This is a genomic window from Caballeronia sp. LZ035 (assembly GCF_031451175.1).
Taxonomy (GTDB): domain Bacteria; phylum Pseudomonadota; class Gammaproteobacteria; order Burkholderiales; family Burkholderiaceae; genus Caballeronia.
Genome location: NZ_JARUXS010000004.1, coordinates 677,563 through 699,608, shown reverse-complemented (window position 1 = coordinate 699,608; position 22,046 = coordinate 677,563). Strand labels below are relative to the sequence as shown.

Annotated in this window: 37 protein-coding genes and 1 tRNA gene; 17 read left to right on the top strand and 21 right to left on the bottom strand. The window is 60.8% G+C overall.

Annotated features, from left to right (window positions below; genetic code table 11):
• Window positions 1–230: 230 nt before the first annotated feature.
• The 15 genes from QCE88_RS33585 to QCE88_RS33515 form a co-directional block, all read right to left on the bottom strand.
• On the bottom strand, window positions 231–734 hold the full coding sequence (locus QCE88_RS33585) for an HNH endonuclease (protein ID WP_309909685.1): 504 nt from the start codon (window positions 732–734) through the stop codon (window positions 231–233).
• A gap of 45 nt (window positions 735–779) precedes the next feature.
• The gene (locus QCE88_RS33580) at window positions 780–1,133 is read right to left on the bottom strand and encodes an HNH endonuclease (RefSeq protein WP_309909683.1); all 354 of its coding nucleotides are present in this window, start codon (window positions 1,131–1,133) and stop codon (window positions 780–782) included.
• Window positions 1,134–1,286: 153 nt separating this feature from the next.
• The gene (locus QCE88_RS33575; RefSeq protein ID WP_309909681.1) at window positions 1,287–1,742 is read right to left on the bottom strand and encodes a hypothetical protein; all 456 of its coding nucleotides are present in this window, start codon (window positions 1,740–1,742) and stop codon (window positions 1,287–1,289) included.
• Between the two features lie 190 nt (window positions 1,743–1,932).
• Window positions 1,933–2,166: a hypothetical protein gene (locus tag QCE88_RS33570; protein WP_309909680.1), complete on the bottom strand. Its 234-nt coding sequence runs from the start codon at window positions 2,164–2,166 to the stop codon at window positions 1,933–1,935.
• 79 nt (window positions 2,167–2,245) lie between these two features.
• On the bottom strand, window positions 2,246–2,413 hold the full coding sequence (locus tag QCE88_RS33565; RefSeq protein ID WP_309909678.1) for a hypothetical protein: 168 nt from the start codon (window positions 2,411–2,413) through the stop codon (window positions 2,246–2,248).
• Complete coding sequence (locus QCE88_RS33560) at window positions 2,410–2,694, bottom strand: hypothetical protein (RefSeq protein WP_309909677.1); 285 nt, start codon at window positions 2,692–2,694, stop codon at window positions 2,410–2,412. Before QCE88_RS33560 ends, QCE88_RS33565 begins: the two co-directional genes overlap by 4 nt.
• Window positions 2,695–2,783: 89 nt before the next feature.
• A complete protein-coding gene (locus tag QCE88_RS33555; protein ID WP_309909676.1) occupies window positions 2,784–3,203 on the bottom strand; it encodes a nuclease domain-containing protein in 420 nt (139 codons plus the stop codon).
• The gene (locus QCE88_RS33550) at window positions 3,200–3,571 is read right to left on the bottom strand and encodes a DUF4406 domain-containing protein (protein ID WP_309909675.1); all 372 of its coding nucleotides are present in this window, start codon (window positions 3,569–3,571) and stop codon (window positions 3,200–3,202) included. Before QCE88_RS33550 ends, QCE88_RS33555 begins: the two co-directional genes overlap by 4 nt.
• Window positions 3,568–4,236: a hypothetical protein gene (locus tag QCE88_RS33545; protein ID WP_309909674.1), complete on the bottom strand. Its 669-nt coding sequence runs from the start codon at window positions 4,234–4,236 to the stop codon at window positions 3,568–3,570. Before QCE88_RS33545 ends, QCE88_RS33550 begins: the two co-directional genes overlap by 4 nt.
• Complete coding sequence (locus QCE88_RS33540) at window positions 4,236–4,745, bottom strand: hypothetical protein (RefSeq protein ID WP_309909673.1); 510 nt, start codon at window positions 4,743–4,745, stop codon at window positions 4,236–4,238. Before QCE88_RS33540 ends, QCE88_RS33545 begins: the two co-directional genes overlap by 1 nt.
• On the bottom strand, window positions 4,745–5,302 hold the full coding sequence (locus QCE88_RS33535; RefSeq protein ID WP_309909672.1) for a DUF1064 domain-containing protein: 558 nt from the start codon (window positions 5,300–5,302) through the stop codon (window positions 4,745–4,747). The genes QCE88_RS33540 and QCE88_RS33535 overlap by 1 nt, the downstream gene beginning before the upstream one ends.
• Window positions 5,299–6,261, bottom strand: a complete 963-nt coding sequence (locus tag QCE88_RS33530; protein ID WP_309911000.1) for a helix-turn-helix domain-containing protein — start codon at window positions 6,259–6,261, stop codon at window positions 5,299–5,301. Before QCE88_RS33530 ends, QCE88_RS33535 begins: the two co-directional genes overlap by 4 nt.
• 5 nt (window positions 6,262–6,266) lie before the next feature.
• Entirely contained in the window at window positions 6,267–6,959 is a 693-nt protein-coding gene (locus QCE88_RS33525; RefSeq protein ID WP_309909671.1) for a phage regulatory protein/antirepressor Ant, read from the bottom strand.
• Between the two features lie 8 nt (window positions 6,960–6,967).
• Entirely contained in the window at window positions 6,968–7,150 is a 183-nt protein-coding gene (locus QCE88_RS33520; protein WP_309909669.1) for a hypothetical protein, read from the bottom strand.
• Entirely contained in the window at window positions 7,150–7,647 is a 498-nt protein-coding gene (locus tag QCE88_RS33515; RefSeq protein ID WP_309909668.1) for a YmfL family putative regulatory protein, read from the bottom strand. The genes QCE88_RS33520 and QCE88_RS33515 overlap by 1 nt, the downstream gene beginning before the upstream one ends.
• Window positions 7,648–7,970: 323 nt before the next feature.
• Between QCE88_RS33515 and QCE88_RS33510 the strand changes: the two genes are divergently transcribed.
• Window positions 7,971–8,246, top strand: a complete 276-nt coding sequence (locus QCE88_RS33510) for a hypothetical protein (RefSeq protein ID WP_309909667.1) — start codon at window positions 7,971–7,973, stop codon at window positions 8,244–8,246.
• Between the two features lie 169 nt (window positions 8,247–8,415).
• Here the strand turns inward: QCE88_RS33510 and QCE88_RS33505 are convergent, their stop codons facing one another.
• Window positions 8,416–8,679, bottom strand: a complete 264-nt coding sequence (locus tag QCE88_RS33505; RefSeq protein WP_309909665.1) for a hypothetical protein — start codon at window positions 8,677–8,679, stop codon at window positions 8,416–8,418.
• Between the two features lie 57 nt (window positions 8,680–8,736).
• On the opposite strand from QCE88_RS33505, the gene QCE88_RS33500 reads away from it, so the two are divergent.
• From QCE88_RS33500 to QCE88_RS33460, 9 genes are all read left to right on the top strand, one after another.
• The gene (locus QCE88_RS33500; RefSeq protein WP_309909663.1) at window positions 8,737–9,543 is read left to right on the top strand and encodes a S24 family peptidase; all 807 of its coding nucleotides are present in this window, start codon (window positions 8,737–8,739) and stop codon (window positions 9,541–9,543) included.
• A gap of 9 nt (window positions 9,544–9,552) precedes the next feature.
• Entirely contained in the window at window positions 9,553–10,008 is a 456-nt protein-coding gene (locus QCE88_RS33495) for a DUF6232 family protein (protein ID WP_309909662.1), read from the top strand.
• 26 nt (window positions 10,009–10,034) lie between these two features.
• Window positions 10,035–10,358 carry a hypothetical protein gene (locus tag QCE88_RS33490; protein WP_309909661.1) on the top strand — a complete coding sequence of 108 codons (324 nt, stop codon included), beginning with the start codon at window positions 10,035–10,037 and terminating at the stop codon, window positions 10,356–10,358.
• A gap of 25 nt (window positions 10,359–10,383) precedes the next feature.
• Complete coding sequence (locus QCE88_RS33485; RefSeq protein WP_309909659.1) at window positions 10,384–10,599, top strand: hypothetical protein; 216 nt, start codon at window positions 10,384–10,386, stop codon at window positions 10,597–10,599.
• Window positions 10,600–11,415: 816 nt separating this feature from the next.
• Window positions 11,416–11,580 carry a hypothetical protein gene (locus tag QCE88_RS33480; RefSeq protein WP_309909657.1) on the top strand — a complete coding sequence of 55 codons (165 nt, stop codon included), beginning with the start codon at window positions 11,416–11,418 and terminating at the stop codon, window positions 11,578–11,580.
• Entirely contained in the window at window positions 11,577–11,699 is a 123-nt protein-coding gene (locus QCE88_RS33475; RefSeq protein ID WP_309909655.1) for a hypothetical protein, read from the top strand. The genes QCE88_RS33480 and QCE88_RS33475 overlap by 4 nt, the downstream gene beginning before the upstream one ends.
• Before the next feature lie 24 nt (window positions 11,700–11,723).
• Window positions 11,724–11,852: a hypothetical protein gene (locus QCE88_RS33470; protein ID WP_309909653.1), complete on the top strand. Its 129-nt coding sequence runs from the start codon at window positions 11,724–11,726 to the stop codon at window positions 11,850–11,852.
• A gap of 166 nt (window positions 11,853–12,018) precedes the next feature.
• A complete protein-coding gene (locus QCE88_RS33465) occupies window positions 12,019–12,360 on the top strand; it encodes a hypothetical protein (RefSeq protein WP_309909651.1) in 342 nt (113 codons plus the stop codon).
• Between the two features lie 32 nt (window positions 12,361–12,392).
• Entirely contained in the window at window positions 12,393–13,226 is an 834-nt protein-coding gene (locus QCE88_RS33460; protein ID WP_309909649.1) for a YfdQ family protein, read from the top strand.
• A gap of 866 nt (window positions 13,227–14,092) precedes the next feature.
• Here the strand turns inward: QCE88_RS33460 and QCE88_RS33455 are convergent.
• The gene (locus tag QCE88_RS33455) at window positions 14,093–14,353 is read right to left on the bottom strand and encodes a hypothetical protein (RefSeq protein WP_309909648.1); all 261 of its coding nucleotides are present in this window, start codon (window positions 14,351–14,353) and stop codon (window positions 14,093–14,095) included.
• Here QCE88_RS33455 and QCE88_RS33450 point away from each other — a divergent pair.
• Entirely contained in the window at window positions 14,352–15,014 is a 663-nt protein-coding gene (locus QCE88_RS33450) for a hypothetical protein (RefSeq protein ID WP_309909646.1), read from the top strand. The two genes, QCE88_RS33455 and QCE88_RS33450, sit on opposite strands and share 2 nt — an antisense overlap.
• Here the strand turns inward: QCE88_RS33450 and QCE88_RS33445 are convergent.
• On the bottom strand, window positions 15,011–15,223 hold the full coding sequence (locus QCE88_RS33445) for a hypothetical protein (protein WP_309909645.1): 213 nt from the start codon (window positions 15,221–15,223) through the stop codon (window positions 15,011–15,013). The genes QCE88_RS33450 and QCE88_RS33445 overlap by 4 nt on opposite strands.
• 82 nt (window positions 15,224–15,305) lie before the next feature.
• On the opposite strand from QCE88_RS33445, the gene QCE88_RS33440 reads away from it, so the two are divergent.
• The 4 genes from QCE88_RS33440 (at window position 15,306) to QCE88_RS33425 (ending at window position 17,719) form a co-directional block, all read left to right on the top strand.
• Entirely contained in the window at window positions 15,306–16,028 is a 723-nt protein-coding gene (locus QCE88_RS33440) for an HNH endonuclease signature motif containing protein (RefSeq protein ID WP_309909644.1), read from the top strand.
• The gene (locus QCE88_RS33435) at window positions 16,025–16,288 is read left to right on the top strand and encodes a hypothetical protein (RefSeq protein WP_309909643.1); all 264 of its coding nucleotides are present in this window, start codon (window positions 16,025–16,027) and stop codon (window positions 16,286–16,288) included. Before QCE88_RS33440 ends, QCE88_RS33435 begins: the two co-directional genes overlap by 4 nt.
• Window positions 16,285–16,503: a hypothetical protein gene (locus QCE88_RS33430; RefSeq protein ID WP_309909642.1), complete on the top strand. Its 219-nt coding sequence runs from the start codon at window positions 16,285–16,287 to the stop codon at window positions 16,501–16,503. Before QCE88_RS33435 ends, QCE88_RS33430 begins: the two co-directional genes overlap by 4 nt.
• A 217-nt stretch (window positions 16,504–16,720) precedes the next feature.
• Window positions 16,721–17,719, top strand: coding sequence for a hypothetical protein (locus tag QCE88_RS33425; protein WP_309909640.1), 999 nt, complete (start codon window positions 16,721–16,723; stop codon window positions 17,717–17,719).
• 24 nt (window positions 17,720–17,743) lie between these two features.
• On the opposite strand, the gene QCE88_RS33420 is transcribed toward QCE88_RS33425, so the two are convergent.
• Entirely contained in the window at window positions 17,744–18,043 is a 300-nt protein-coding gene (locus QCE88_RS33420) for a hypothetical protein (protein WP_309909638.1), read from the bottom strand.
• 36 nt (window positions 18,044–18,079) lie between these two features.
• On the opposite strand from QCE88_RS33420, the gene QCE88_RS33415 reads away from it, so the two are divergent.
• Together QCE88_RS33415 and QCE88_RS33410 are read left to right on the top strand one after the other, a co-directional pair.
• Window positions 18,080–18,319, top strand: coding sequence for an excisionase (locus QCE88_RS33415; RefSeq protein WP_309909637.1), 240 nt, complete (start codon window positions 18,080–18,082; stop codon window positions 18,317–18,319).
• A complete protein-coding gene (locus QCE88_RS33410) occupies window positions 18,295–19,470 on the top strand; it encodes an Arm DNA-binding domain-containing protein (RefSeq protein WP_309909636.1) in 1,176 nt (391 codons plus the stop codon). The genes QCE88_RS33415 and QCE88_RS33410 overlap by 25 nt, the downstream gene beginning before the upstream one ends.
• Window positions 19,471–19,495: 25 nt before the next feature.
• On the opposite strand, the gene QCE88_RS33405 is transcribed toward QCE88_RS33410, so the two are convergent.
• A tRNA-Ile gene (locus tag QCE88_RS33405) sits at window positions 19,496–19,572 on the bottom strand.
• Between the two features lie 162 nt (window positions 19,573–19,734).
• Complete coding sequence (gene rpoD, locus QCE88_RS33400) at window positions 19,735–21,801, bottom strand: RNA polymerase sigma factor RpoD (protein WP_309821065.1); 2,067 nt, start codon at window positions 21,799–21,801, stop codon at window positions 19,735–19,737.
• Between the last annotated feature and the right edge of the window lie 245 nt (window positions 21,802–22,046).

The window sequence follows — 22,046 nt, the reverse complement described above, 5'->3', positions numbered from 1 at the left end:
GAATGCCGTTGTAACTTTTACCCGAGATCTCGCCGCGCGCCGCCAAAACCGATTTTCATTTTTCGCGGTCGTGAAAATCTGATGGAGCGGTCGGTCCCAAGCGCGTTAGGCCTGGACTTTTGCACCACCACCCCCATAGGGAACTTCTATTGCATTTTCTACCTGCCTATTTTTTGGGCATCGGTACTCTTTACGCACCATCGCGGTGCGTCCCCGTGATTGCGTTGTCTTCACGCAGCAGTTTCACGACCGAGGCCCAGCGGCTCAACGTTCCAAGGCTGATTCGCTGCGCGCCACGCTCGCGCCGCTTCTGCGGCTTCGTGTGCCGTGTCGAAAAGGCCGAGCCGCGCAACGCGCCCATTGACCGCCGCCGTCGCGCGGTACCGTCCGCTGGCCACTTGCATAACCCCGCGATAACCAGTGGTGTTGCGCTTCGCTGCGCCGCGATTCTGCGTGTTGGCTGCGATGGTGACTGCACAAAGATTGCATCGCCGATTGTCCAGCTTGTCTCGGTTGATGTGATCCGCGACCAGCTTGCAACCCTTCTCCAATCCAAGCACGACCCGATGCATATAGATGTAGCGACCACCCGCGCGCCGGATCGCATACCCATCCTTGCATACAGTCCATCGATACCCGCTGACCAATGAAAGGTCTGCGTCATCAACAACGGCATGCGCAACGACCAGACGTGCTTGGTCGCCGCGACCGAATAGTTCGATCGTGGTCGTCATCTTGTGTCCCGAGGTAGGCTCTATTGAGCGGAACGAATGAGCGCGCTAGCGGCGCTCGCTGCCTGTCTTCGTCGCATGACAGGGCTTGCAGATCGACTGGAGGTTCTCGTCGTCATCGGTGCCGCCCTGCGCTTTGGGCAGGATGTGATCGACCTCAGTCGCCACCGTGACGCGCCCAGCACGACGGCAGACCTGACACAGTCCGCAGTCGCGCAACAGGATGCGATCACGACGCCTGACCCATGCGTTGCCGTAGCCGCGCGCGTGGCGATTGCCGCGCACCGCATCAGGCTTCCACTTCACTTCTTCGCTTGCGTGCTGCTCGCAGTACGTCTTGCCACCAGGCACGAGAGCGCTGCACCCGCGATGCTTGCAAGGGCGCATTGGTCTGGTCGGCATTAGCAGGTTGCAACAGTGAGGTTCGTGAACTAGCCTCGAACGAGGCTATCGCGCACACGCCGCACCAATGAAAAAGCCCGAGCGGCGAACCGTCCGGGCTTTAGAGGCAGTGATGCAGCCTATCTATTAGGGCGTGATTTTAGCTCAAAGTGTTCAATCGGTAGTACAACTATTTTGTTCAATGATTTTTGAACACTTCTCCCCCATGTGCTGCTCGTGCACGCGCCGGATCGATCGGCTCAGGGACTGCGCCCGGATCGCAAAGCGGCGCGCGCGATTGTAGATGGTCCCGCGGGCGCACTGCCGCTCGGCCGCAAGCGCCTTGATATTCGTGCGAAACCAGTAGATCCCGAGAAAGCACTCAGCCTCATCATCATGGCCGCCCTGCTCGCATAGCGCATGGATTGCCATGTTGAGGTATGGCATGTCCGCTTCGAGGAACGAGTCCGGTTCGCCAGTGCTCAGCGCGCGCGGCGGTTGCAGACGGGCCAAAACGTTCTGCTTCACCTGCGGCGCGAAGAAACGGCGCGTGCGGCACCAGTCGACCCACCGATTCATGTTGTCGTCGGCGGCATTGCTTTGGCGGGTTGTGAGTTCTTGCTCCGTCATACATCCTCCGATTTGTATTTCTTGCATCGACGCATCGCGGTCCATTCCGTCGACGCCTTTTGATTCCCTTGGCTGCACACGTATTTGCGCGTGCCGCCCCAGCGAGATAGTTCCAGCGCCGCGCATCCGAGGCATGTGCCGTCCTGCTTACGCTCAAGGACGACTGCCGGATCCATAAACTCGAAGCGCCTCATCGATCGACCCTATACGGGATGGACCAGTAGTCGAGCCACTTCTCCAGTTCCTCGCGCAGCTCGCCGGGGCTCGGCCAAGGAAACTGCACCTCGCCGCTGTCCTGCTCAATGCCGACGATGGCGCAGCCGATGAATGCGATGTGCTTCTGCTCGCCGTCATCGCGGCAGGCGGCGGTGTCTACCAGCGGGCGCGGGATGCGGGATATGTCGATGTAGACGTATTCGGTCATTGCTTCGGCGGTGTCGGTCGGGTCCAGTCACGGCGCTTGATGCCCAGCGCCACCCACAGCGGATCGAAGTTGTCAGGGATCACTTCGCGCCTCCTTTCATGCCGGCCTCGAAGCCGATTGCGATCAGTTCGGCGATTGCATCCGGAAGCTTCACCGGCGATCCCGCGAGATCGCGCGCGCGTTCGGCCACGGCCTTGCGGCACGCCTCCTGATCGAAGAGCGGTTCGAGTTTCGATGAGTCGATCATGCTGCGTCTCCTTGCTTTGCCGGCACCGGCGCATCTGCGGCGAGCCATTCCTGATCACCGCTTTCCAAGAACGCGGCGAGCGTCTTTTTGTTGTCTTGGATGAGGCAGCCGATCCACGCATGATCCTCGTCCACCCATGCCGTGCTTTTCTCGCCGACCCACGTCCGCGCGTTCGGCGGAATGAATGCCAGCACCTCGACGGCGACGTCGGCGCCGTAGCGATTCGGCTTGCGGCGCAGGCCATAGGCGGTCGTGTGTACCGGGCTCGGCTCGTTCGTCACGACCTGACGTCCTCTCCCACGGCCAGTTCGGAGCACGGTCACACGCGGGGCCATCACATACGCCTGTACCTGCATCGGTTCCATCGTTCTCACGCTGCTTCCTCCGTCAAACCCATCTTCGCGGCGCGCACCGGCTCCCAGCGCGCGTATCCCACATCCCACTGCCGAAACTTCGCTTCGCGCGGCGCCGGGCCCTGATCTATCCACGCATGGCACGCCTGGCAGCCGGGCACCGTGAATTCGTGCTTCGCCTTGATGCCCATTCCTTTGCCATGGCGCGCCTGGTTCGAATGGCACGGCACGACGGTATTGCGACCGATGCACACGCCGAGCACGCGCAGGTAGCAGGACTCGCCGCGGCACGCCGCCAGATACTTCGAGCCCTGCTCGACGGTCGGCTTCTTCACGCGAGCTTTCAGAGTCGAACGGCGCTGCGCAGTCGAGCGGTCCGCCAGCGGCCACGCTGAGCGCGCCAGCGGCGTCTTGCGTTGGATGGATGAGCGCTTCACAGTTGCACCACAGCAGGCGCGCCTATGACACCGAGCACCGTCACATCGAGGACAGGCATGTCACCGCACAGCCCCACAAGGTGCGAAGCGACAAAGACTCGAAGGCCCAGTCCGCGCGCGAGGCTGTGTTCGACGTTCGCACCGGCCGACGCCTGCCAGCCCGGCAGAAGCGCGATGCCGTCGCACTCGACGAGCTCCTTAATGTCGGCGCGCATGCACGCAAGCCAGCCTGCGCTGGGATCGACGTTGATCTCTGCCGGACTCACGATCTCGAAGCCAAAGCCACGCAGCCGTGCGGCCTCCGCGTGGAACGCCGGAAAGTTGAGTTCGGGATACCCGGACATCGGACCCGCGATATATAGCTTCATGCGGCCACCTGCTGCGCGATTGTTGAGAAAGGATTGATGGCGCCGCTCTTGACGCGCCGCGCCGCGCGCCAGTCGCGCATGTATTGATTGCGGCTTCGAGCAGGCGGCCGGGGAACGTCCGGCTCGCTGCCGATCGCCCAGACCGGCCACAACGCGCCCGCGGTGCCGTGGTCCGTGCGCCCCCAGCCAGCGATGCGGTACGCCGTTCCGTGACTGCGCTCGAGAACTTCCGCGACGGTGCCGCGCGCAGCCTTCACGCGCCGATAGATCTGCGTCACGGTCATCTGCCGGCCGTCCGCCAGCGCCTTGCGAACTTCCACATCCACCCACGAGAACGACACGTTCTTCAGATTTCCACCGCGCGCGGTGAGGCCGAGTCGTTTCGCACGCTCAAGCGCGGCGCGCCACGATCGGCCGGGCAATCGGTGAAGGTGGCTTTTCAGGGATCCCTTCTCCGCCCAGAGCCGTCGCAGCTCTGCGTCGTCTGCTTCCGTCCAAGGCCTGTTCGCGTCAGGGCGAAGGCCGAGCTGCAATTCCCGCGCTTTGCTGCGCACGGCTTCATTTGAGCGGCCGAATCTCGCAGCCATCGATTCCATCGGGGCATCCGTCGGCCATGCTTCACGAAGAGCAGCAACCTCAACCGTCGTCCAGAGCTTCGTGACCATTACGCTGCCTCCAGTTCGAAGCGCTTCGTCAGCGCGCCACGCTTCACGCGAACGACTTGGCGCGACTCGACGCGCCGCAGCGATTCGCCGTTTGCACGCGTGTATTGCAGCTTCGAGACCGTCTCAAGCAACTGCTCGAACAGTTCGATACCAGCATTCACAGCGGGTAAGCCACCAGTACCGAACACAAGGCGCGCGCGAGTGTGGTAGTTCTCGGCGCATTCGATCATGGCGTTCTGGGCGGCGAAGATGATGTTGATGCCGATCTCGCGGTTCCCGGCGTCCTCACACAAGATCTGCGCGATGTTGAGGGCGTTCGTCACCGTATGCCAGGCGTCTTTTTCGTTCGTGCCGCGCGACAGCGAGAACGCCGCAGCGTGCACGGCAGTCAAGATCGACGTGCGCGTGCCTAGGTCGAGCGGCTCCGAGCCATTCGATATGAACGAAATGATGTCCTTGCGCTTTGATTTCGGGACGTACTGCTTGCGCGGTTTCTTGGTCGTGCCCATCAGATTTCCTTGATCGTGATGTTGTGCACCGCCAGCATTTGCTTACGCTTTTGGATGTAGGTGCGGTTCTTCCGCGTCGCGACTGACTTCACGTCCTCGACGACCTCCTTGCCCGCGTCGACGTCGAAGTAGACGAAGTCCGCGACGTATTTCGATGCGCGCTCCCACGTGCCGTTATCGCGCTGCTTGCGTGCGGTGAGGACGTACGGGACCTGCAGGCGCAAATCACGGATGCGGCCCGCCGCCTTCAACTGGATCAGGTGGAACCAGCGCGAGCGCTCCTTCTCGCTGTCGAACTTGATGCCGTCGTGCTCGCACTTCGAGTTGCGGTACTTCGGCGGCTTCTTCGGCGCGCGGGTGAGCGACGGATCGAACGGGTCGGTGACATCGATGTCGTCCAGCGCGGAGTTCTGCGGCGGGTTGCCCGTCCGCTTGTAGATCTCGCGCTGCGCGGCCGTCATGGCCGGAAGGACGCCGGCGTCGCGCACACGCGCGGTGCCGACCTTCTTCGTGCCCTCAGGGACGTACATCGGCCAGGGTGCGGAGCGCTTCGTCATGCAGCCTCCGAATTGCCGTTCTTGTCGCGCGGGATGTCGTTGAAGTACGCGTAGAGCTGCTCGTACCGCTCTTCGCTCTCGCGGCCGACCGTGCGCAGCATGTCTTCCATCCATTCGCCCGGGCCCGCCGCCTTAAACACGCGGACCTTGAAGTGCATGAACGTCTCGCCTTCCTTCTGCTTCAGGTTGAGCTGCGCGGCGCGAGACTCGATGCCGCTCGACGTTTTCCACCAATCCGGACTCATGGCGTAAGACATCGCACCGGTCTGGCCTGCGCCGCCGGGATCGCTCTTGACCGGGAACAGTCCGGTCCAGCCGCGCAGCACGGCTTCCTCGATCGTCACTTCCGGCGACTGCCCGGCGGCAGCCAGCTTCACGAGGCGCTTGATCGACACCGTTGCGGCGCCGCGCGTCCAGGGCGCGTCCTTGGCCTTCGCCTCGCGGTGCTCGCACCACATCGCCCAGACATCCGGCGTGATGCCTTCAGGAAGTTCGATCAGGCGAAGCTCGTCATGCAACGCAACTCGCGGCGCACGCCGCGCGCCTTGACGGTTCAATGACGGTTCTTCTGATGGTTCTTTACGGTTAGACGGCACCTGGTGCGGGGGTGGGACGCATCTGGTGCGGGGGTCCCCCGCATCTGCTGCGGGGGTGGGTGCATCTGCTGCACCGGTGCACGCCGTGCGGGGGTGCATTTCCTGCGGGGGTGCATATGCTGCGGGGGTGATGGTGTAACTCGTGTGCCGGCCGTTGTTCCGATTGGCCAGCACGATGCCCGCCGACTCCAGCCACTTGATGGCGTTCTGCACCGCGCGCTCCGATGCGCAGATCCGCTTGGCGATGGTCGCGATGGACGGCCAGCACACGCCCTGGTCGTTGGCGTTGTCCGCGAGCGAGATCAGCACGGCCTTCTGCGCAAGCGACATCCCTTGGAGTGGCCAGCAGGCCGACATGATCATGGTGCTCACGCGGTCACCTCTGTGCCGTACTTACGCTGCAAGAACACCTGACCGCGGCCTGTGACGACGGTCTTGAACGTCGGATGCGGCTCTTTTGCGTCATCGATCCAGACGCTCTCGATCACGCGGAACAGGCCGCGATCCTTGTAGATCTGGTACGGCAGGTTGTCCGCCATCAGGATGTGATCGGCGCGCAGGCGGGAGAAAAAGCGATTCCGGCCGATGCCGAGCACCGAAGCCATCTGGCTCATCGTGATCGAGTCGTTTGTGTTGCGCACAGCCTTTGCGAACTCGACGGCCGGCGCCTGCTCGGCCACGGTCGCCTCGAGCCGCATCACGCGTTCGGTGTATTCGAGCAGCGCGCCGCGCAGAAAGGCGGGATCGTTGAGGCTGATCGCCGGGCGGGCGCGGCTCTCTTCCAGCTCCTGCCACCGATCGATGATCCGAGCACGCATGGCGATGCTGTAACCGGAGACGAGAATCAGCGTCTCTCGCTTCGGCAACAGGAAGATCGGATAGCGCTGGCCGTTCTGCTCGTTCAGGGCGGTATCCTCAAAACTGAGGACACCCCCTACCCCGTGCAGATCGAGCAACATCAGGCGCGCGTCGCGCATTACGTTGTCGTGTCGCTTGCCGGTGAGGTCGGCGATCTCGCGACTCGACATCGTCAGATTGCTCGACAGTGCGATTTCGTTCATGGATGACCTCACAGGTCGTGATCGTGGCCGCACGGCAGCGTGCCGTCGGGTGCCTGCTTCGCGCCGCATGCGATGCAGATCTTGCGAGCAACGCGCTCTCGGTCTGCGTCTGTCGCCTGCGGGCCGTCGTAGAAGCAGCCCGTGAGCCATTCGGGATACGGCATAGGGATGAAGTCCGGATTGGCGCTCATCACGAAGCCTTGCGATCGCCAATGCTGGGAACCGAAGGCTTGGTGGGCTCCGGCGAGCTGTAGATCATGTAGGTCAGCGCGAGCATTTCCTGGACGCTGCGGTGGATCTCGTGCGCGATACCGTCGAGTTCGGCGCGTTCGTTCTTGTCGACGTTGTTGTCTTCCGTCGCCTTGCGATGGCAAGCCGCCAGTTCACCAACGCGCTCAACGATGCGCAGAAACTTGTTCTGGATCTGTTCGTTGTCGAGATCGTCGCCCGCCTGAGGCAATGCGATGAACGTGCCGCCGGACTGACGCGCGACCTCCTCCGCGAAAAGCGTCGTGCCGCTGATCGCCTGCATCTGCATTGCCATGTCAGGGTGAACTCGCTGAGGCGGCGTGCCTTTCTCGTGAACTCGGTTATCAAGCGCTGACGTCGTCATCGCGAGTTCCCGCGCCATGGTGTCCCGGCCGCCGGCCGCTTCGATCATCTGTACGTACGCTTGGCGAAATCCCACGATTCCTACCCTCAGTTAGTGGTGTCCCCGGATTGCTCGTTGCTAGATACTTCGATCAACAACAAAAACAACACGATTGACGGGGTAAAACAAAAATGACAACAAGCGCGAGAGACCATTGCGCCGTTAGTACTGCGAATCTCGGACCGGTGGGCCATCCATCCAAACCGGCCGCAGACGCGGCGCCGCTTACTTCGTTTTTTTGGCTGGTCCTGCTGAATCCTCTCCGCGAGCACTCAGCAGGACCGCCCTCTTCTGGTGGGATCTCCAGCCTCTGGCAGAATCAAGGCCCCACACCACGAAGCACCCGAAACGGAGATCCCATGAACGAACAACAATTTTTCAAAATCCTCGACGCTATCGACGGCATGCAGCAAATACAGGCGGCGATCCTCGCTGATACTCACGCCATGTTTGCCATTGTCCGAGCCCTTGCAGATGCCAACGCAGAAAACCCGGTCTTTGTAGCCAGCCTGAAGCACCAAGTCGAACATCGATTAACTCGCCGACTTAATGCAGCGGAGATCAACGACAAACAGATCGAAGATTTCCGAGAATCGCTCAAGTACCTTTTGCCTCAAAGCTTGCGCGACATCTGATCTGCTCGTTGACGGGCTTCTCGCTCCCAAGCAACTAAGCCCATCAGAGAGTTCGTATTGACCTCTAGATTCGAGATCCTCACGCTCAACTCCTCGGACGATCGGTGGGCTTCGAGGCCCGAACGAATCAGCCACAAAACAACCCGTGCATACAAACGCTCGATACCCATTACGCAGCCTCGGCTTCTTCGACGAGTTCAGGCCAGATCAAATGCCAGTCATTGCGGTGGAAGGTCTTTCGCGAAACGGCGCCATGGGTAGCGCGTTCTAACCCGACGCAGTTCTCCGGGCTCGGGATGCGATCGGCATAACCGTGTCGCCACTGCCGGATCTGAGCGTCACTCTTCACGCGGTATCCAAGTGCACTCATACGGCGCCGCAATTCGGCAATCGTTGGAGCGCCAGGCTGAGAGAGGAATTGATCGAGGTCCATGAAGGCCATTCTAGTAGCATTTGCTACGTTTAGCAAGGAGCAAATGCTATGTGTAGCATGCGCTACTATCCGGGAATGAATGAACTTGAATTGAACAATCTCCGTGTATCCCTGTTGCGGGCGGCCATCGATCGTGTGTCCAACGGCAACATCAGCGAGTTTGGCCGGAGACTTGGATATAAGGACGGGGCGTTCATTCGTCAGATGCTCAATAGCAATCGGGCTGTCAGCGAGAAGACCATTCGGTCCGTTGAGGCTATTCCCGGGCTGCGGGGTTGGTTCAGTTCGACAGCAGGATCAATCACTATTCCGAGTGCTACAACGTCAGCTGACGCACAGTCCAAACTGCACGTCAATCCTCCGAACAAAGAACTAAACAGCCCCTTAATCGGACAGAAATCGTCTCAGACCGACGGTACGCTTCACGACCTAAACATCGAGCTTGGCCCCGAAATCAGAGGGAAGCTTCCTCTCATCACATGGGTACAGGCCGGAGCCTGGGAGTCGGTCGTGAACACATTTGCAATACGAGACGCGGAAGAGTGGCTTCTGTCACCCATTCCGACATCGAAGAGCGCCTACTACCTTCGCGTGCGCGGACTCAGCATGTACAACCCGTCCGGCGAGCCGTCGTTCAACGAGAATGACCTGATCCTTGTTGAGCCTCAGAGCGACGCTGAGAGCGGGAATCTCGTAGTCGTCTTGCTTGACGACAGCGCGGAGGCGACGTTCAAGCAACTCATCGTCGAAGACGGGAAAAAGTACCTGCGGGCGCTGAATCCAGATTGGCCAAATCGGATCATCGAAGTCAACGGCAACGCGACAATCTGCGGCGTCGTGAAAACAAAAGTCGTGCGTTACTAAGGAAACGACATGAGAGAAGCAAGAGAGCCGACGCTCGCGCCTGCGAGTGCGCCAAGCAATCGGCCAAGCAGCAACGAGGAGATTTTTTACGACGACGGAGCGGTCCGAGTCACCAACGCACGATTTATCGTGCCAGGCCAGACGTTCGCTATGAGCGGGATCACGTCAGTCCAGCATTGGCGGACGCCGCGGAAATGGCTGTTTGGGGTCTTGTTGATTGCGCTCGCCGTTCCGATGTTTCTTTCCGGCCTGGTGCTGATCTCCAATGGCGAGTCAGTCGGCCCGCTCGGTCTCGGTGGCATCATCGCCGCGCTCGGCGCATATCTATTGTGGCGCGGCCGTCCGCAGTCACAGGTGCGTCTCAGATCATCGTCGGGCGAGACAAAAGCCTTTGTCACTTACGATGACGCGCAAGTCGCCCGAATCGTTCTCGCGCTCAACGATGCGATCGTCGCGCGCGGATGATGACCACATTTCCGAATCGTCGGACAATGAACCGAATCGTTCTGCTCGCGCTCATCGCAACCTTGGGAGCCTGTGAATCTTCGGCCGATCTGCGCGGTAGACAAGCCGTCTTCTCTGGCACGACCAGCCGGCCGGCACCCGAGTATGCGGGCTGCGTACAACGCGGATGGCAGGACAAAGGGACCAATACCGTCGAGTACTCCCCGACGAAGGACGGCGTCACGCTGACCGTGCGAGGCATGTCCGGGCACGAAGTGGTGCTCGATGTCGTATCCGGCAGGGTCACGATGTTCAGCAGGGTTGCGTTCGGCGAGCATGAGCTAGTCGACGTGGCGCGGCGCTGTCTGTGATTTGCATAACCATCAAGGGTTAACCATGATGAACGACGAACCTCGCTGGACCAAAACGCAGATGTTCGAGGCGCTCCGCACCTATCAAGCCGGCTTCGGCGAAATCCAGGGGCACATCGACGAAATCTCCGCAAAGCTCAACAGATCAGGACTGACGCCAGAGCTACGGACGTTCCTCGACCAAATCCTTGGGACGATCGTGGCTACCACCGTAGACGTCGCTTCTTTGCTGGATGAGTGAGCGGTGCTGTCTGTGATGGTTGACGTTCATACTAGCGACGCGGCCGCGAAGCCAAGGATGCCTTAGCTAACGTAGTGGGGATCGATCCCGCTTCGGCGGGTTTTTTGTTACAGGCGCAGCCTTGCCTTCCGCGCGGCGTTTTCTATACTGAACCCCGATACCCAACTTTCTACCCTTCACGGGTAGCCACGTCCCGCCAACAGGCCCTCCTGGCGGGATTTTTTTCGTCCGCGTTGCTTGTCCGCAGGGTTATCGGCGATTTTATGCAAGTATTTAGTCCGCACGTTTCCCGATTTGCGTCCACACGCTCCGAGCGTAAATTGGGTTTGCCTCCGAGGGCGTTCGACCGGCAACAAGCCGGCACCCACATAAAATCATCTGAGAACACCTGCGTCTTCGCAGGTTGAGCCCGCCGCGCGCGGGCTTTTTGTTGCCTGGACAGTTCGTTCCGCCTTCCTGTCCCTGTCTGTTACAAAATTCCCGCGAATCTAGTAGCGTTTGCTACTTGCCCTTTCTAGTAGCGATTGCTACTATTCACTTCACGCACTTACCGATGCACTGGAGGGGGAGATGGCAGATCAAATGAACGTCGTGGCAGTTGCCGTGACGATCGCCATCCTCGTGACGGCGGGTGGCATCTGGCTGATGTCGATCTGACGAAGCCGCGCACCGCCTGGGCGGAATGCGATCGTTCTTTAAGAGTGCCAGCGCGCGGAGACCCGCAAGGGAGGAATCCGCCGGCCACCGGCCCCGAGAGTGCCGGATGTCTCACCAGTGCGCCACGCGATGACGCAGCGGTAAGACAAGGAGATCGACATGAATCGTGTTTTGAACGAAAACGCCCTGCTCCGCGACGTCGAGCGATTGCAGGACGCGAATACTCTGATCAAGGCGGTCGGAGTTGGCAGCCTCTACGCAATCGGCATCGCTTGCGTGTGGTTCCTGTGTGTCGCAGTTCCCGCTGGAGCGCTCTGGAAATGAAGCTCTGGCAGATCTGGGGCTTGACGCTCATCGTCGTGGCCGTGTTTCTCGCCCTCGACTCAGAGACGTCGCATCGCAACGCTCAAATGGAACGCTGCGCTCACACGCGCTGCATCTGATTCACCTTCCCGAAAAGGCTCACCATGTCTCTGTTCTGCATAGGACTGCTTATCTGTGGACTCCTCGCGTATCTGCTGGTGCGCGGCGCTGACGAACGCCTGGCCGACATCGAGCAGCGCAAGAACCGCATCCACTGGCCGGCAGGCAACTGATCACCACCACCGCGCGCCGACGCGTAATCCGGCAGGAATCCCTGAGAGGAGGACGGCGCGGCATGTCTCTTTGAGGCTCGCCTTGCGTGGACGAAGTGAAGCGCAAAACAGTCGTGACAGGCCGGAGAGACGGCCACCGAATTCAACCACACGATCGGAGGATCGGATGAAGAAGGCTTTCACGCAGACGCTGATGGACTTGCGCGGCGGCGCAGTCGTCGAAGAAGCGACGAACGAACTGAACACCCTCGTCGCGATGGTCCGCGACACCGGCAAGGCCGGAAAGATCACGATCACCGTCGAGGTGAAGCCGTTCGCCAAGGTGCAGGACGCGCTCGAAGTGACTGGCAAGGTCGTCGCCACCCTGCCGCGCGAGAAGGAATCGGCTGAAGTCTTCTTCCCGACCGTCGAGAACAACCTGTCGCGTCACAGCGAGCGGCAGACCGAACTGCCCGGCATCTCGCTGGCGGACAACAACTCCAGCGGCCGATCTGCCTCGTACGGCTGAGCAAAACATCCATCCACCACTGAGAAAAACAGATGATCAACGAATTTCACGGCGAACAAGACGTCGCAGCAATTCTCGGCGCAGGCACCGCGCTCGCAGGTCCGCAAAAGAGCCCGCTGTCCGATGGCGTGCCTTATGTGGTCGTGCCGGAAGGCTACAAGCTCGAGCACATCTTCGAACGCGACGAAAGCCCCGCGCGCGCCACGGGCACCGTGAAGCTGCGCGACGCTGCAAGCTTCATCGAATATTTCAACCGTCAGAAACGTCCGGAGAGCCTGATCTATGCGTCGCTCGACCCGGCGCGCATCCTCGGCGTGATCGATGACCACCGGGCATACGGCTCGCGCGAGGACGCGCACGACGGCGCCAACTGGCGCGCGTACCGAGTCGAGTTCCCGGTGCCCGCCTCCCGCGAGTGGAAGACGTGGACCAGCAAGGACCGCCAGCCGATGGGCCAGCTTGAGCTCGCGGAGCTGATCGAAGACAACCTGCCGGACATCATCACCCCGGACGGATCGACGATGCTCAGCATCGCGCTGAACTTCGAAGCCAGCAAGGAAGGCAACTTTGTGTCGGCCGCGCGCCTGCAGGACGGCAGCACGAACTTCGTTTGGAAGGAAGACGTGAACGCCACCGGCAACAAGATCGCGATGCCGTCGCAGATCACGCTCAGCATCCCTGTCTTCGAGAATGGCGCGTCCTACTCGATCGACGCGCGGATCAAGTACCGCATCAAAGATGGCGTGCTAAAGATCTGGTACGAGCTGATCCGCCCGCACAAGGTGCTCGAAGCCGCGTTCCGTGAAGTCTGGGCGCAGATCGAAGAACAGACGGCCACGAAGATCCTGCTCGGCACGCCCGAGTAAGGCCTTGGGGCGGCGCGCTGGCGTCACCGCTTTCGGCGCACTGAAGCACCCGGAGAGAAAGCACGACGTTGCCTACAGAGGAGGCCGTCTGCTTTGCTTTCGAGCGAACGCTGATCCGCCCGCATACGCCTCTTCTTCGCTTTCGTATCGAAGGGCGCCTTCAAATCGGATCTGCTCGATTTTCCCTTTGGTTCGATCGACTTCGATACAGGTGTATGTGAATCCGCCGCTGAACAGCGACTCAACCACTACATGGAACTCTAGAGCTCCGATTCTTAGCAGACGCGACATTCAGAACTCCAATAGTGGGCGATCATCCTAACACGCATGGTGCTTCCACCTTCTCCGAGCGTAAGCAATAGCCAAGGCGGCCAATCGCGTTAGGAGGTGGAGTCAAGCCCGCTAATTTTCATCTTTCTCGTCGTTGACGCAGCCGTCGATGAACCTCTTAGCTTGCCGCTCCGCGTATCTGACACCCGCGTCGGGCGATAGGAAGTTCAGCTGCTCAGGCAGGCTCACTATGGGAGTAGCGTCAGGCGCAGACGAAGCAACGCACCAGGACACGGCGTACCGGAGTTGTTGGCCGTCGATTGATGGTGTCTTACTGGAAGCGACGCGCACGTCTATCGTGTACCCGCGATAGGGGACACAGGACACGTTTTCCATGTTCGCTCCGTAAACACACCGGAAGCGGCATGTGAAACCACTATACCCCCTTCGCGATGGCTCTACGAGCGATTACGGACGAAGGCGCATCAGTCATGCGACACGTGCTTCCACTTATCCGGCCATCTGACTTGATGGCGCCGCTCCGCTGACCGTGATGAGTGGCCGCGCGAGCGTGACAGGACTGCAGCATCGGCGAATCAGGTCTGGAAATCCGCTCGCTTCACGACGATCGGCTGCTGCTCGCCCGCGTTGAACTTATCTTCCCCGATCGCGATGATGCGCCGCCAGTGAGCATCGAGCGCCGCCCGATCGCTCTCCTCTGTCCCGTCAGAAGCAAGCGCATCCACCAGGCACTCGTGCGTCACCTGAATGTGAATGATCGCGCCGCCAGATGCTGCGTGGCTGAAATGCCAGTCGGTACCAACGCGGACAGCCGTAGCGCCAATTGGAGAATTCATGACAGAGCGTCCTATTTTGTTTTCCAGCGCGATGGTACGTGCGCTTCTCGACGGCAGCAAGACGCAGACGCGGCGAATCGTGAAGCCGACCGGCGCGCATCACATCTTCCAGTTTCGAGGGAAAGATGAAGCGCACGGCGCCGACGAGCCAACCGGCGAATGGGCCTGGTGCAGCTCCGCGCACGTCGTAAGCGATCACATCCGCTGCCCGTATGGAAAGCCCGGCGACCGTCTGTGGGTGCGCGAGACGTGGCGCGGCGTCGTGGAAATCAACCCGCCCGGCAAGTGCACTGAGCTTGGCGTCGCGCGCTACGTGCCGGACCAACAGTACTGCCGACGCGTGGAGTACCAAGCGACGCACGGCCGAGACTCCGAGCCGTGGCGTCCGTCCATCCACATGCCGCGCTGGGCGTCGCGCATCAACCTCGAAGTCACCGGCGTGCGCGTCGAGCGCCTCGACCAGATCACCGAGGACAACGCCCAGGCGGAAGGAGCGGCGCCCGCCTGGCTGGATGTTGACGGCGGCACGGTGAACGTCGGCCAGCCTACCTATCGGCAAGGCTTCGCGCGTCTCTGGCGCGACATCAACGGCGATGAGTCATGGGACGCCAATCCGTGGGTCTGGGTCGTCGAGTTCAAAAGGATCGGAGAGGCTGGCTAAGCATCACCCGTCGGCATGCTGTCGGCCTTTCGATTCGCGTCACGCTCCGCCTCAGACATCGCCAAGTCCTCTGAAGCGGCTGGTCGCTCGCGCAGAGAGGTGTAGTTCAGAGCGTCGATTGTGTAATACCAATCCCACCTACCGCGCTTCGCTTCGGTGACGTTGATATTGATGCGGTGCCCATTGCGCACGTAATTCTTGTTTGACATGTCGAACCCGGCGATTTGTTTGAAGGAATCCTAGCATGAGCGAGAACAGCAAGATCGAATGGACAGACCACACGTTCCCACTATGACGAAGCGCAAACCCGGATCCCTTTCTCCGTCGCGCCGGTTCTGGAGTCCCACGGAGATCGAACAGCTGCGCAGCGAGTATCCAAGCCGACAGACGGCCGAGCTTGCAGCCCTGTTTAACTGTTCCATCCCGCGAGTCTATGCGAAGGCAGCGGAGCTAGGACTACACAAATCCGAGGCTTTCATGGAGTCGGACCGCAGCGGGCGCGTTCAGCGGGGCCAGCAGCATCCGAACATGAAGGCGACGCAGTTCAGGCCTGGCCACCAGCCTTGGAGCAAAGGCACCAAGGGCGTCGTCGGCACGCATCCGAACTCTCGGGCTACGCAGTTCAAGAGAGGCTCGATGAGTGGCGCGGCGCAGCGCAAGTACCAGCCAATCGGCTCCGAGCGCATCAGCAAGGACAGATACCTCGAACGGAAGGTGACCGACGATCATCCGGTGCCTGCGCGCCGCTGGGTCGGCGTCCACCGGCTCGTATGGGAGGCCGCGAACGGCCCGATTCCGCCTGGCCATGTCGTCTGCTTCCTGCCCGGCCGGCGCAGCGCCGACGCCGCGCGCATCACGCTCGACGCGCTGGAACTCGTCAGCCGCGCCGAGCTCGCGCACCGCAACCACCCGCGCAATCGAGATCCCGAGTTGGCAAAGCTCGTGCAACTCAAGGGCGCTATCACCCGCCAAGTCAACCGAATCGCCCGCGAGGCGAAGGAGGAACAGTCGTGAGCAACAACATCAGCACCGTCCGTCAGCACCTGCTCGACACCCTCGCGGACCTGCGCAACCGCGATAACCCGATGGAGGTCGAGCGCGCCCGCGCCGTCGCCGACGTCGCGCGCGTCCTAGTCGACAGCGCGAAGGTCGAAGTCGACTTCATCAAGGCGTCCGGCGCCACAGGCTCGGACTTCATGCAGGCCGACGAAGCCACCGCGGCGCCGCAACTGCCGAACGGCATCACCGGCATTCGGCGCCACCAAATCAAATGAAGCCGCGCAAGCTGCTCGACCGCGCGGCCGCGATCATCGAACGCGAGGCGGAAGGCATACGCGCCGCCCATGCGACGTTTGGGCGCTGGGACGATACGCCCGAGGCGAAACGTGACTACACAGAGATGCTGCGCATCGCCGAGCAGCTTCGCCAAGCAGAAGCGTTCGATTCGGCCGTGCGACCGTCCTCCGCCAGCGACGGAGCGAGCCATTGAGAAAGGCACAGGTGCACATTCATTCCGTAGGGCCCAGCAGGAGGTCGATCGCAGCTTGTCCGGCCACTTCTCCGACGAGAAGGGCCCATCGCTCGGTAAAAGGACCGTTACGAAGACGCACGTGGTCAGCGCGCGCGCCGATTACCTGAATGTTCTGAGCGCCCTTTATGTGAAAGGTCACTTAAAAAAAATCGCGATCAGCAGGAGTCAGCTCTAAATGAATCTCGAAACCACGGTACTCAATCATACGGTTCATAAAACCTCCGATTTGGAAGCGAAGGCTAGCACGGACGGTGGCGACGAAAAAGAAATCCGCGCATTCAAGGGGATTGGAATGACTGAAGACCAGATTGAACAGCTTGTCTATAAGCACAGTTGCGACGATGACGAACCGCTGTTCTCGTTCAGCCGCCGCGATCTCTTTGCGTTCACCCGCGCGCTTCTCTCCTCCGCGCTTGCCGCAGAGGGCGGAGAGGCGAGCGACAAGCAAGTGGCAGAGTTGCCAGAAGTTAATCAAGACTGGGCCAGCGTAGAACCGTCCGTCGCGTTTCACCTGATCGAGCGCCATGCGGAAGATTGGGCGCACGCCGGTCGAATGATGGAAGCATGGCGCGCAGCTAACACCGACGCCCCTCAATCTCAAGTCGATAGCGAATGTGCTGCGCGCGGCCATCGGCTCGTAGATGCTCGAAACCCTATCGTGCAGTCTGGTTATCTCTGCCTTGATTGCGGCGCTGTGTTCCGCGCTGGGGACCATGACGCCCCGCATTCTCAAGGAGAGAAGGCGGTGGCGAGCGATCGCAAAACGCAGGTCATTGAAGGCTTGCGCGATCAGGCGATGTCAATGCTCGACGCCCCGCGCTCTGCTGCGCGAGATGACGCGATTCGCAAACTGATTGCCGCGCATGCCGATGAGCTGGAGCGCAACGACTATGCGTACTTCGAGCTTGCGTACACCCGCCGCACCGGCTGGATGGCGTGGATCTGCTCGAACTGCCGCGACGATGATCCGGATCGCAAGGTGATCGCGCGCGGCCAGGGTGACACCCCGGACGAAGCCTGTGCCGACGCCATTGCTGGCGAAGCCGCCCCGCATCCTGCAGACGAACAAAGGGCTCCGAACTTGCCCAGGTTAGAAGCCCGGGGGACGGAGCCCTCGAAGGACAGCGAGGCTGACCTTGAAAGCAGCGTATCCGATTCGCCGCCCGCGGCGTGACGACCGGAGAGGGAAGCTGAAGCGTCAGTGCATGCGCGATGGTCTGAGCTGCTCGAACGGCGGCTCGATGATCGCGAGCAGGTCGATGTGCGTGTATCCGGGTGCGCGGGCCTTCACCAGCGATTCAAAGACGGCCTGATGCGCATGGCGATGCACGCTGTTGTCGTCGTCATATTCGCCGAATTGATCCGCGACGATCGTCTCGGCGTCCTGGTCGGACAATTCAAGGATGTGGGTGGCTTGGTCTTTGTTCATGCCCGCAGTATCGGCACGCCCGGCCAGAACTTTAGGAAGTGGAATGCAGCAGCAAATCGAAGAATTCATGCGCATCACGCGCGAGTACTTGGAAAGGAGTGAAGTGTGAATCGAACGACTGCACCGTACATAGCCGAAGCAGCGCGCGCCGCGCTGGTTTCACCGGCGTCTTATGTGACGATCGCGCTCGCCGCTATCATCACGGGCCTTACCGAAAAAGCCATCCGTCGCAAGATTGAAGACGGCAAATGGATCGAGGGACGCGAATATCGGCGCTCCCCTGATGGCGGAATATTCATTGATCTCCGGGGATACGAAAGATGGGTGGAAAGAGCGGCGGCGTAGAAATTCGCGAGAAGTCGATTCGCCTTTCTTTCACTGTCGACGGCGTGCGCCAGCGACCGACGATCAAGATCGACGGGAAGCCGATGGCGCCCACGCCGGCGAATATCAAGTACGCGAACCGGCTGCTGATCGAGATCGGCGAGCGCATCCGCGCGGGCTCGTTCAGCATGGTCGAATACTTCCCCGACTCCGGCGCGCCGACCACGCTGACCGTCGGGGCCTGGCTGGACAAGTGGCTGAACGCGCAACGGGTCGAGAAGTCCACTCGCCACGGATACGTCGCCGCGGTGAATTTTTGGAAGCGAGCCGTCTGCGATGACCGACAACGGAAGATGGGCGACGTGACGCTGCGTGGCCTGAAGCTATCGCACGTCCTGACCGGGATCGCCAACCATCCGAATCTGAGCGGAAAGACCATCAACAACTACGTGTCCGCGCTGCGGCAGGGCCTCGCACTCGCGCTCGCCGACAACCTCATCGCGAAGAATGTCACGGACGGCGTGCCGCGCGCCAAGCATCAACGACAGCCACCGGACCCGTTCTCACGCGAAGAGGCAGAGCTGATCATCGCGGAAGCCGCGAAGGTTCATCCACAGATCCAGAACTTGATCGAGACATGGTTTTGGACGGGGCTGCGCACGTCCGAGATCAACGGACTGGAATGGCCATACGTGGACTTCAAAGACGACACGATCGGCATCGAGCGCGTGCTGGTGTCAGGCGAGGAGAAGGATCGAACGAAGACGGCCGAGCCACGCCTGGTCCGGATGAACAGCCGCTCGAGGGCAGCGCTTCAGCGGCAGCGTGCGCTGACGCAGATGGCCGGCGGCCGAGTGTTTCAGGATCCCCGACACAACGAGCCGTTTCACAGCGAGGAGGCATTCCAGCGCGTCTTCTGGGCGCGCATCCTGAAGAGGCTGGGAATCCGGTATCGACGCCCGTACAACATGCGCCACACCTACGCGACGAGCATGCTGATGGCAGGCATGACGCCCGCGTTCTGCGCGCGGCAACTGGGTCACACCGTCGAGATGTTCCTGCGCATTTATACGAAGTGGATCGATGGAAGTCAGAACGACTTAGAGATGGCGCGGCTTGAGAGTGCGATTCAGTCCCCGGAAAGCCCCCGAGACAGGGAGACGGGAAGCTAAGTATCTGAGGGGATTGAACAAATTGTGGTGGGCCGGGTGGGATTCGAACCCACTATCGGTCGATTATGAGTCGACAGCTTATACCAATTAAGCTTCCGGCCCTTTGGCGTCTTGGCGCAGCAAACCTAAACCTTCAGGCGCGACGGGCAAAAAGAAAGCGCCCTGAAGCGGCGCTTTCCTGACTTCCGAACCGTGCGCTGGGCGTTTCCGAAGGCTAGCGAGTTTGCCTCACTACGCCTCTCAATACAAGCCCGCCGTGCCGGTTCAATTGCCTTCGAGGAACGACTTCAGCTTGTCCGAGCGGCTCGGATGACGCAGCTTGCGCAGCGCCTTCGCCTCGATCTGGCGAATGCGCTCGCGCGTCACGTCGAACTGCTTGCCGACCTCTTCCAGCGTGTGATCCGTGCTCATCTCGATCCCGAAACGCATGCGCAGCACTTTCGCCTCACGCGGCGTCAGCGAATCCAGCACGTCCTTCACGACATCGCGCATGGACGCATGCAGCGCGGCATCCGACGGCGCCACCGTGTTCGTGTCCTCGATGAAATCGCCGAGATGGGAATCGTCGTCGTCGCCGATCGGCGTTTCCATGGAGATCGGTTCCTTCGCGATCTTCATGATCTTGCGGATCTTGTCCTCCGGCATTTCCATCTTCTCGGCGAGCGTAGCCGGATCCGGCTCGAGACCGGTTTCCTGCAGGATCTGCCGCGAGATGCGGTTCATCTTGTTGATCGTTTCGATCATGTGAACCGGAATACGGATGGTGCGCGCCTGGTCCGCGATGGAACGCGTAATGGCCTGCCGGATCCACCACGTGGCATAAGTCGAAAACTTGTAGCCACGACGGTATTCAAACTTGTCCACCGCCTTCATCAGGCCGATGTTGCCTTCCTGGATGAGATCGAGGAACTGCAGGCCGCGGTTCGTGTACTTCTTCGCGATGGAAATCACCAGGCGCAGGTTGGCCTCGGTCATCTCGCGCTTCGCCTGACGCGCCTTCAATTCGCCCGCCGCCATCTGGCGGTTGGTTTCCTTGAGATCCTTCAGTGGCAAAACGACACGCGCCTGCAAATCCAGCAGACGCTGCTGCTGCTCGCGAATAGCGGGAATGTTCCGCTCCAGCACGGCGCTGTAATCGTGCCCTTCGGCGACCACTTTCTCGGACCAGTCGAGATCCGTTTCGCTGCCCGGAAAGCGCGTGATGAACTCGGCGCGCGGCATGCCGCATTTGTCGACGACCGTATGCAGGATCTGCCGTTCGACCTGACGCACTTCATCGACCTGCGCACGCAGCGTGTCGCACAGGCGCTCGACGGTACGCGCCGTAAAACGGATGTTCATCAGTTCCGTCTGGATGGCTTCCTGCGCCTTCAGATACGCCTTCGACTTATAGCCTTCCTTCTCGTAGGCGCGGCGCATCTTGTCGAACCATTCGCTGATGAGCGCGAATTTTTCGAGCGACTGGAGCTTCAGCGCTTCGAGCTGGGCGGCGTTGGCGCTGGCTTGCGCGGCGCCGTCGTCCTCTTCTTCCTCTTCCTCGTCGCCGTCCTTCTCTTCCTCGGCTTCCTCGTCTTCCGATTCGATCGCCTCGGCTTCCTGTTCGGAAAAGCCGTCCGTGTCCTGGGCGTTCGGATCGATCAGGCCGTCAACGAGTTCGTCGACGCGAATCTCCTCGTTCTGCACGCGCTCGGCCATGGCCAGAATGTCGGCGATGGTCGTCGGGCAGGCGGAGATCGCCATGACCATGTGCTTGAGGCCGTCCTCGATGCGCTTCGCGATCTCGATTTCGCCTTCGCGCGTCAGCAGTTCGACCGTGCCCATCTCGCGCATGTACATGCGGACCGGGTCGGTCGTGCGGCCGAATTCGGAATCGACGGTGGAGAGCGCGACTTCGGCTTCTTCCTCGACTTCGTCGTCGGAAGAGGCATTGGGCGCGTTGTCGTTCAGGAGCAGGGTTTCGGCGTCGGGCGCTTGCTCGTACACCGCCACGCCCATGTCATTGAACGTGCTGATGATGCCTTCGATCGCCTCGGTTTCCGTGAAGTTGTCCGGAAGGTGATCGTTGATCTCGCCATAGGTGAGGAAGCCGCGCTCCTTGCCGAGCTTGATGAGCGCGCGCAGCTTGCCGCGCCGCTCCTCGAGTTCCTCGACCGTGCCCGGCGCGCTCGACGAGAACGCATCCTTCAGAAGTGCCTTCTCCTTCGCGCGGCGATCGCGAGCCCTGGCCTTTTCGACCTTCGCCGCGGGAGCGGCGGCGCCAGACTCTGCGTTTTGCATTGCGTCGTCTTCGACGGATACATCGTTCAGCTTTTTCGTCATGGAGTTCGCCATACCGGCTTTAGTCTCGACTCGCGGCTGCTGGACAACAGCCGATGGAACCGTGAATACCCAATATGCGCACGCTGCTTCGTCCTGCGTGCCCTGCCCGGAGCGCTACCGCTGATCCGACAAGAATGAACCGCCTGTCTCGCCCTACCCGCAATAGCAGCCGCTTCCCTTCCGCCCGTCTGTACGCCGGCGTGCCTTTCCGTTTGTTTCGTATGATTTATGCGGCCTGTGCCACGCAAATCGACGAA

Excerpts from the sequence above, each read along its gene's own strand:
- QCE88_RS33550 (WP_309909675.1), bottom strand. The coding sequence starts at position 3,571 with ATGAAGCTATATATCGCGGGTCCGATGTCCGGGTATCCCGAACTCAAC.
- QCE88_RS33485 (WP_309909659.1), top strand. The coding sequence starts at position 10,384 with ATGATGAACGACGAACCTCGCTGGACCAAAACGCAGATGTTCGAGGCG.
- QCE88_RS33450 (WP_309909646.1), top strand. The coding sequence starts at position 14,352 with ATGACAGAGCGTCCTATTTTGTTTTCCAGCGCGATGGTACGTGCGCTT.
- QCE88_RS33490 (WP_309909661.1), top strand. The coding sequence starts at position 10,035 with ATGAACCGAATCGTTCTGCTCGCGCTCATCGCAACCTTGGGAGCCTGT.
- QCE88_RS33570 (WP_309909680.1), bottom strand. The coding sequence starts at position 2,166 with ATGACCGAATACGTCTACATCGACATATCCCGCATCCCGCGCCCGCTG.
- QCE88_RS33470 (WP_309909653.1), top strand. The coding sequence starts at position 11,724 with ATGTCTCTGTTCTGCATAGGACTGCTTATCTGTGGACTCCTCGCGTAT.
- QCE88_RS33525 (WP_309909671.1), bottom strand. The coding sequence starts at position 6,959 with ATGAACGAAATCGCACTGTCGAGCAATCTGACGATGTCGAGTCGCGAG.
- QCE88_RS33520 (WP_309909669.1), bottom strand. The coding sequence starts at position 7,150 with ATGAGCGCCAATCCGGACTTCATCCCTATGCCGTATCCCGAATGGCTC.
- QCE88_RS33430 (WP_309909642.1), top strand. The coding sequence starts at position 16,285 with ATGAAGCCGCGCAAGCTGCTCGACCGCGCGGCCGCGATCATCGAACGC.
- QCE88_RS33445 (WP_309909645.1), bottom strand. The coding sequence starts at position 15,223 with ATGTCAAACAAGAATTACGTGCGCAATGGGCACCGCATCAATATCAAC.
- QCE88_RS33495 (WP_309909662.1), top strand. The coding sequence starts at position 9,553 with ATGAGAGAAGCAAGAGAGCCGACGCTCGCGCCTGCGAGTGCGCCAAGC.
- QCE88_RS33460 (WP_309909649.1), top strand. The coding sequence starts at position 12,393 with ATGATCAACGAATTTCACGGCGAACAAGACGTCGCAGCAATTCTCGGC.
- QCE88_RS33535 (WP_309909672.1), bottom strand. The coding sequence starts at position 5,302 with ATGACGAAGCGCTCCGCACCCTGGCCGATGTACGTCCCTGAGGGCACG.
- QCE88_RS33545 (WP_309909674.1), bottom strand. The coding sequence starts at position 4,236 with ATGGTCACGAAGCTCTGGACGACGGTTGAGGTTGCTGCTCTTCGTGAA.
- QCE88_RS33420 (WP_309909638.1), bottom strand. The coding sequence starts at position 18,043 with ATGAATTCTTCGATTTGCTGCTGCATTCCACTTCCTAAAGTTCTGGCC.
- QCE88_RS33480 (WP_309909657.1), top strand. The coding sequence starts at position 11,416 with ATGAATCGTGTTTTGAACGAAAACGCCCTGCTCCGCGACGTCGAGCGA.
- QCE88_RS33455 (WP_309909648.1), bottom strand. The coding sequence starts at position 14,353 with ATGAATTCTCCAATTGGCGCTACGGCTGTCCGCGTTGGTACCGACTGG.
- QCE88_RS33425 (WP_309909640.1), top strand. The coding sequence starts at position 16,721 with ATGAATCTCGAAACCACGGTACTCAATCATACGGTTCATAAAACCTCC.
- QCE88_RS33505 (WP_309909665.1), bottom strand. The coding sequence starts at position 8,679 with ATGGACCTCGATCAATTCCTCTCTCAGCCTGGCGCTCCAACGATTGCC.
- QCE88_RS33565 (WP_309909678.1), bottom strand. The coding sequence starts at position 2,413 with ATGATCGACTCATCGAAACTCGAACCGCTCTTCGATCAGGAGGCGTGC.
- QCE88_RS33540 (WP_309909673.1), bottom strand. The coding sequence starts at position 4,745 with ATGGGCACGACCAAGAAACCGCGCAAGCAGTACGTCCCGAAATCAAAG.
- QCE88_RS33530 (WP_309911000.1), bottom strand. The coding sequence starts at position 6,261 with ATGATCATGTCGGCCTGCTGGCCACTCCAAGGGATGTCGCTTGCGCAG.
- QCE88_RS33580 (WP_309909683.1), bottom strand. The coding sequence starts at position 1,133 with ATGCCGACCAGACCAATGCGCCCTTGCAAGCATCGCGGGTGCAGCGCT.
- QCE88_RS33575 (WP_309909681.1), bottom strand. The coding sequence starts at position 1,742 with ATGACGGAGCAAGAACTCACAACCCGCCAAAGCAATGCCGCCGACGAC.
- QCE88_RS33410 (WP_309909636.1), top strand. The coding sequence starts at position 18,295 with ATGGGTGGAAAGAGCGGCGGCGTAGAAATTCGCGAGAAGTCGATTCGC.
- QCE88_RS33585 (WP_309909685.1), bottom strand. The coding sequence starts at position 734 with ATGACGACCACGATCGAACTATTCGGTCGCGGCGACCAAGCACGTCTG.
- QCE88_RS33500 (WP_309909663.1), top strand. The coding sequence starts at position 8,737 with ATGCGCTACTATCCGGGAATGAATGAACTTGAATTGAACAATCTCCGT.
- QCE88_RS33510 (WP_309909667.1), top strand. The coding sequence starts at position 7,971 with ATGAACGAACAACAATTTTTCAAAATCCTCGACGCTATCGACGGCATG.
- rpoD (WP_309821065.1), bottom strand. The coding sequence starts at position 21,801 with ATGGCGAACTCCATGACGAAAAAGCTGAACGATGTATCCGTCGAAGAC.
- QCE88_RS33475 (WP_309909655.1), top strand. The coding sequence starts at position 11,577 with ATGAAGCTCTGGCAGATCTGGGGCTTGACGCTCATCGTCGTGGCCGTG.
- QCE88_RS33440 (WP_309909644.1), top strand. The coding sequence starts at position 15,306 with ATGACGAAGCGCAAACCCGGATCCCTTTCTCCGTCGCGCCGGTTCTGG.
- QCE88_RS33465 (WP_309909651.1), top strand. The coding sequence starts at position 12,019 with ATGAAGAAGGCTTTCACGCAGACGCTGATGGACTTGCGCGGCGGCGCA.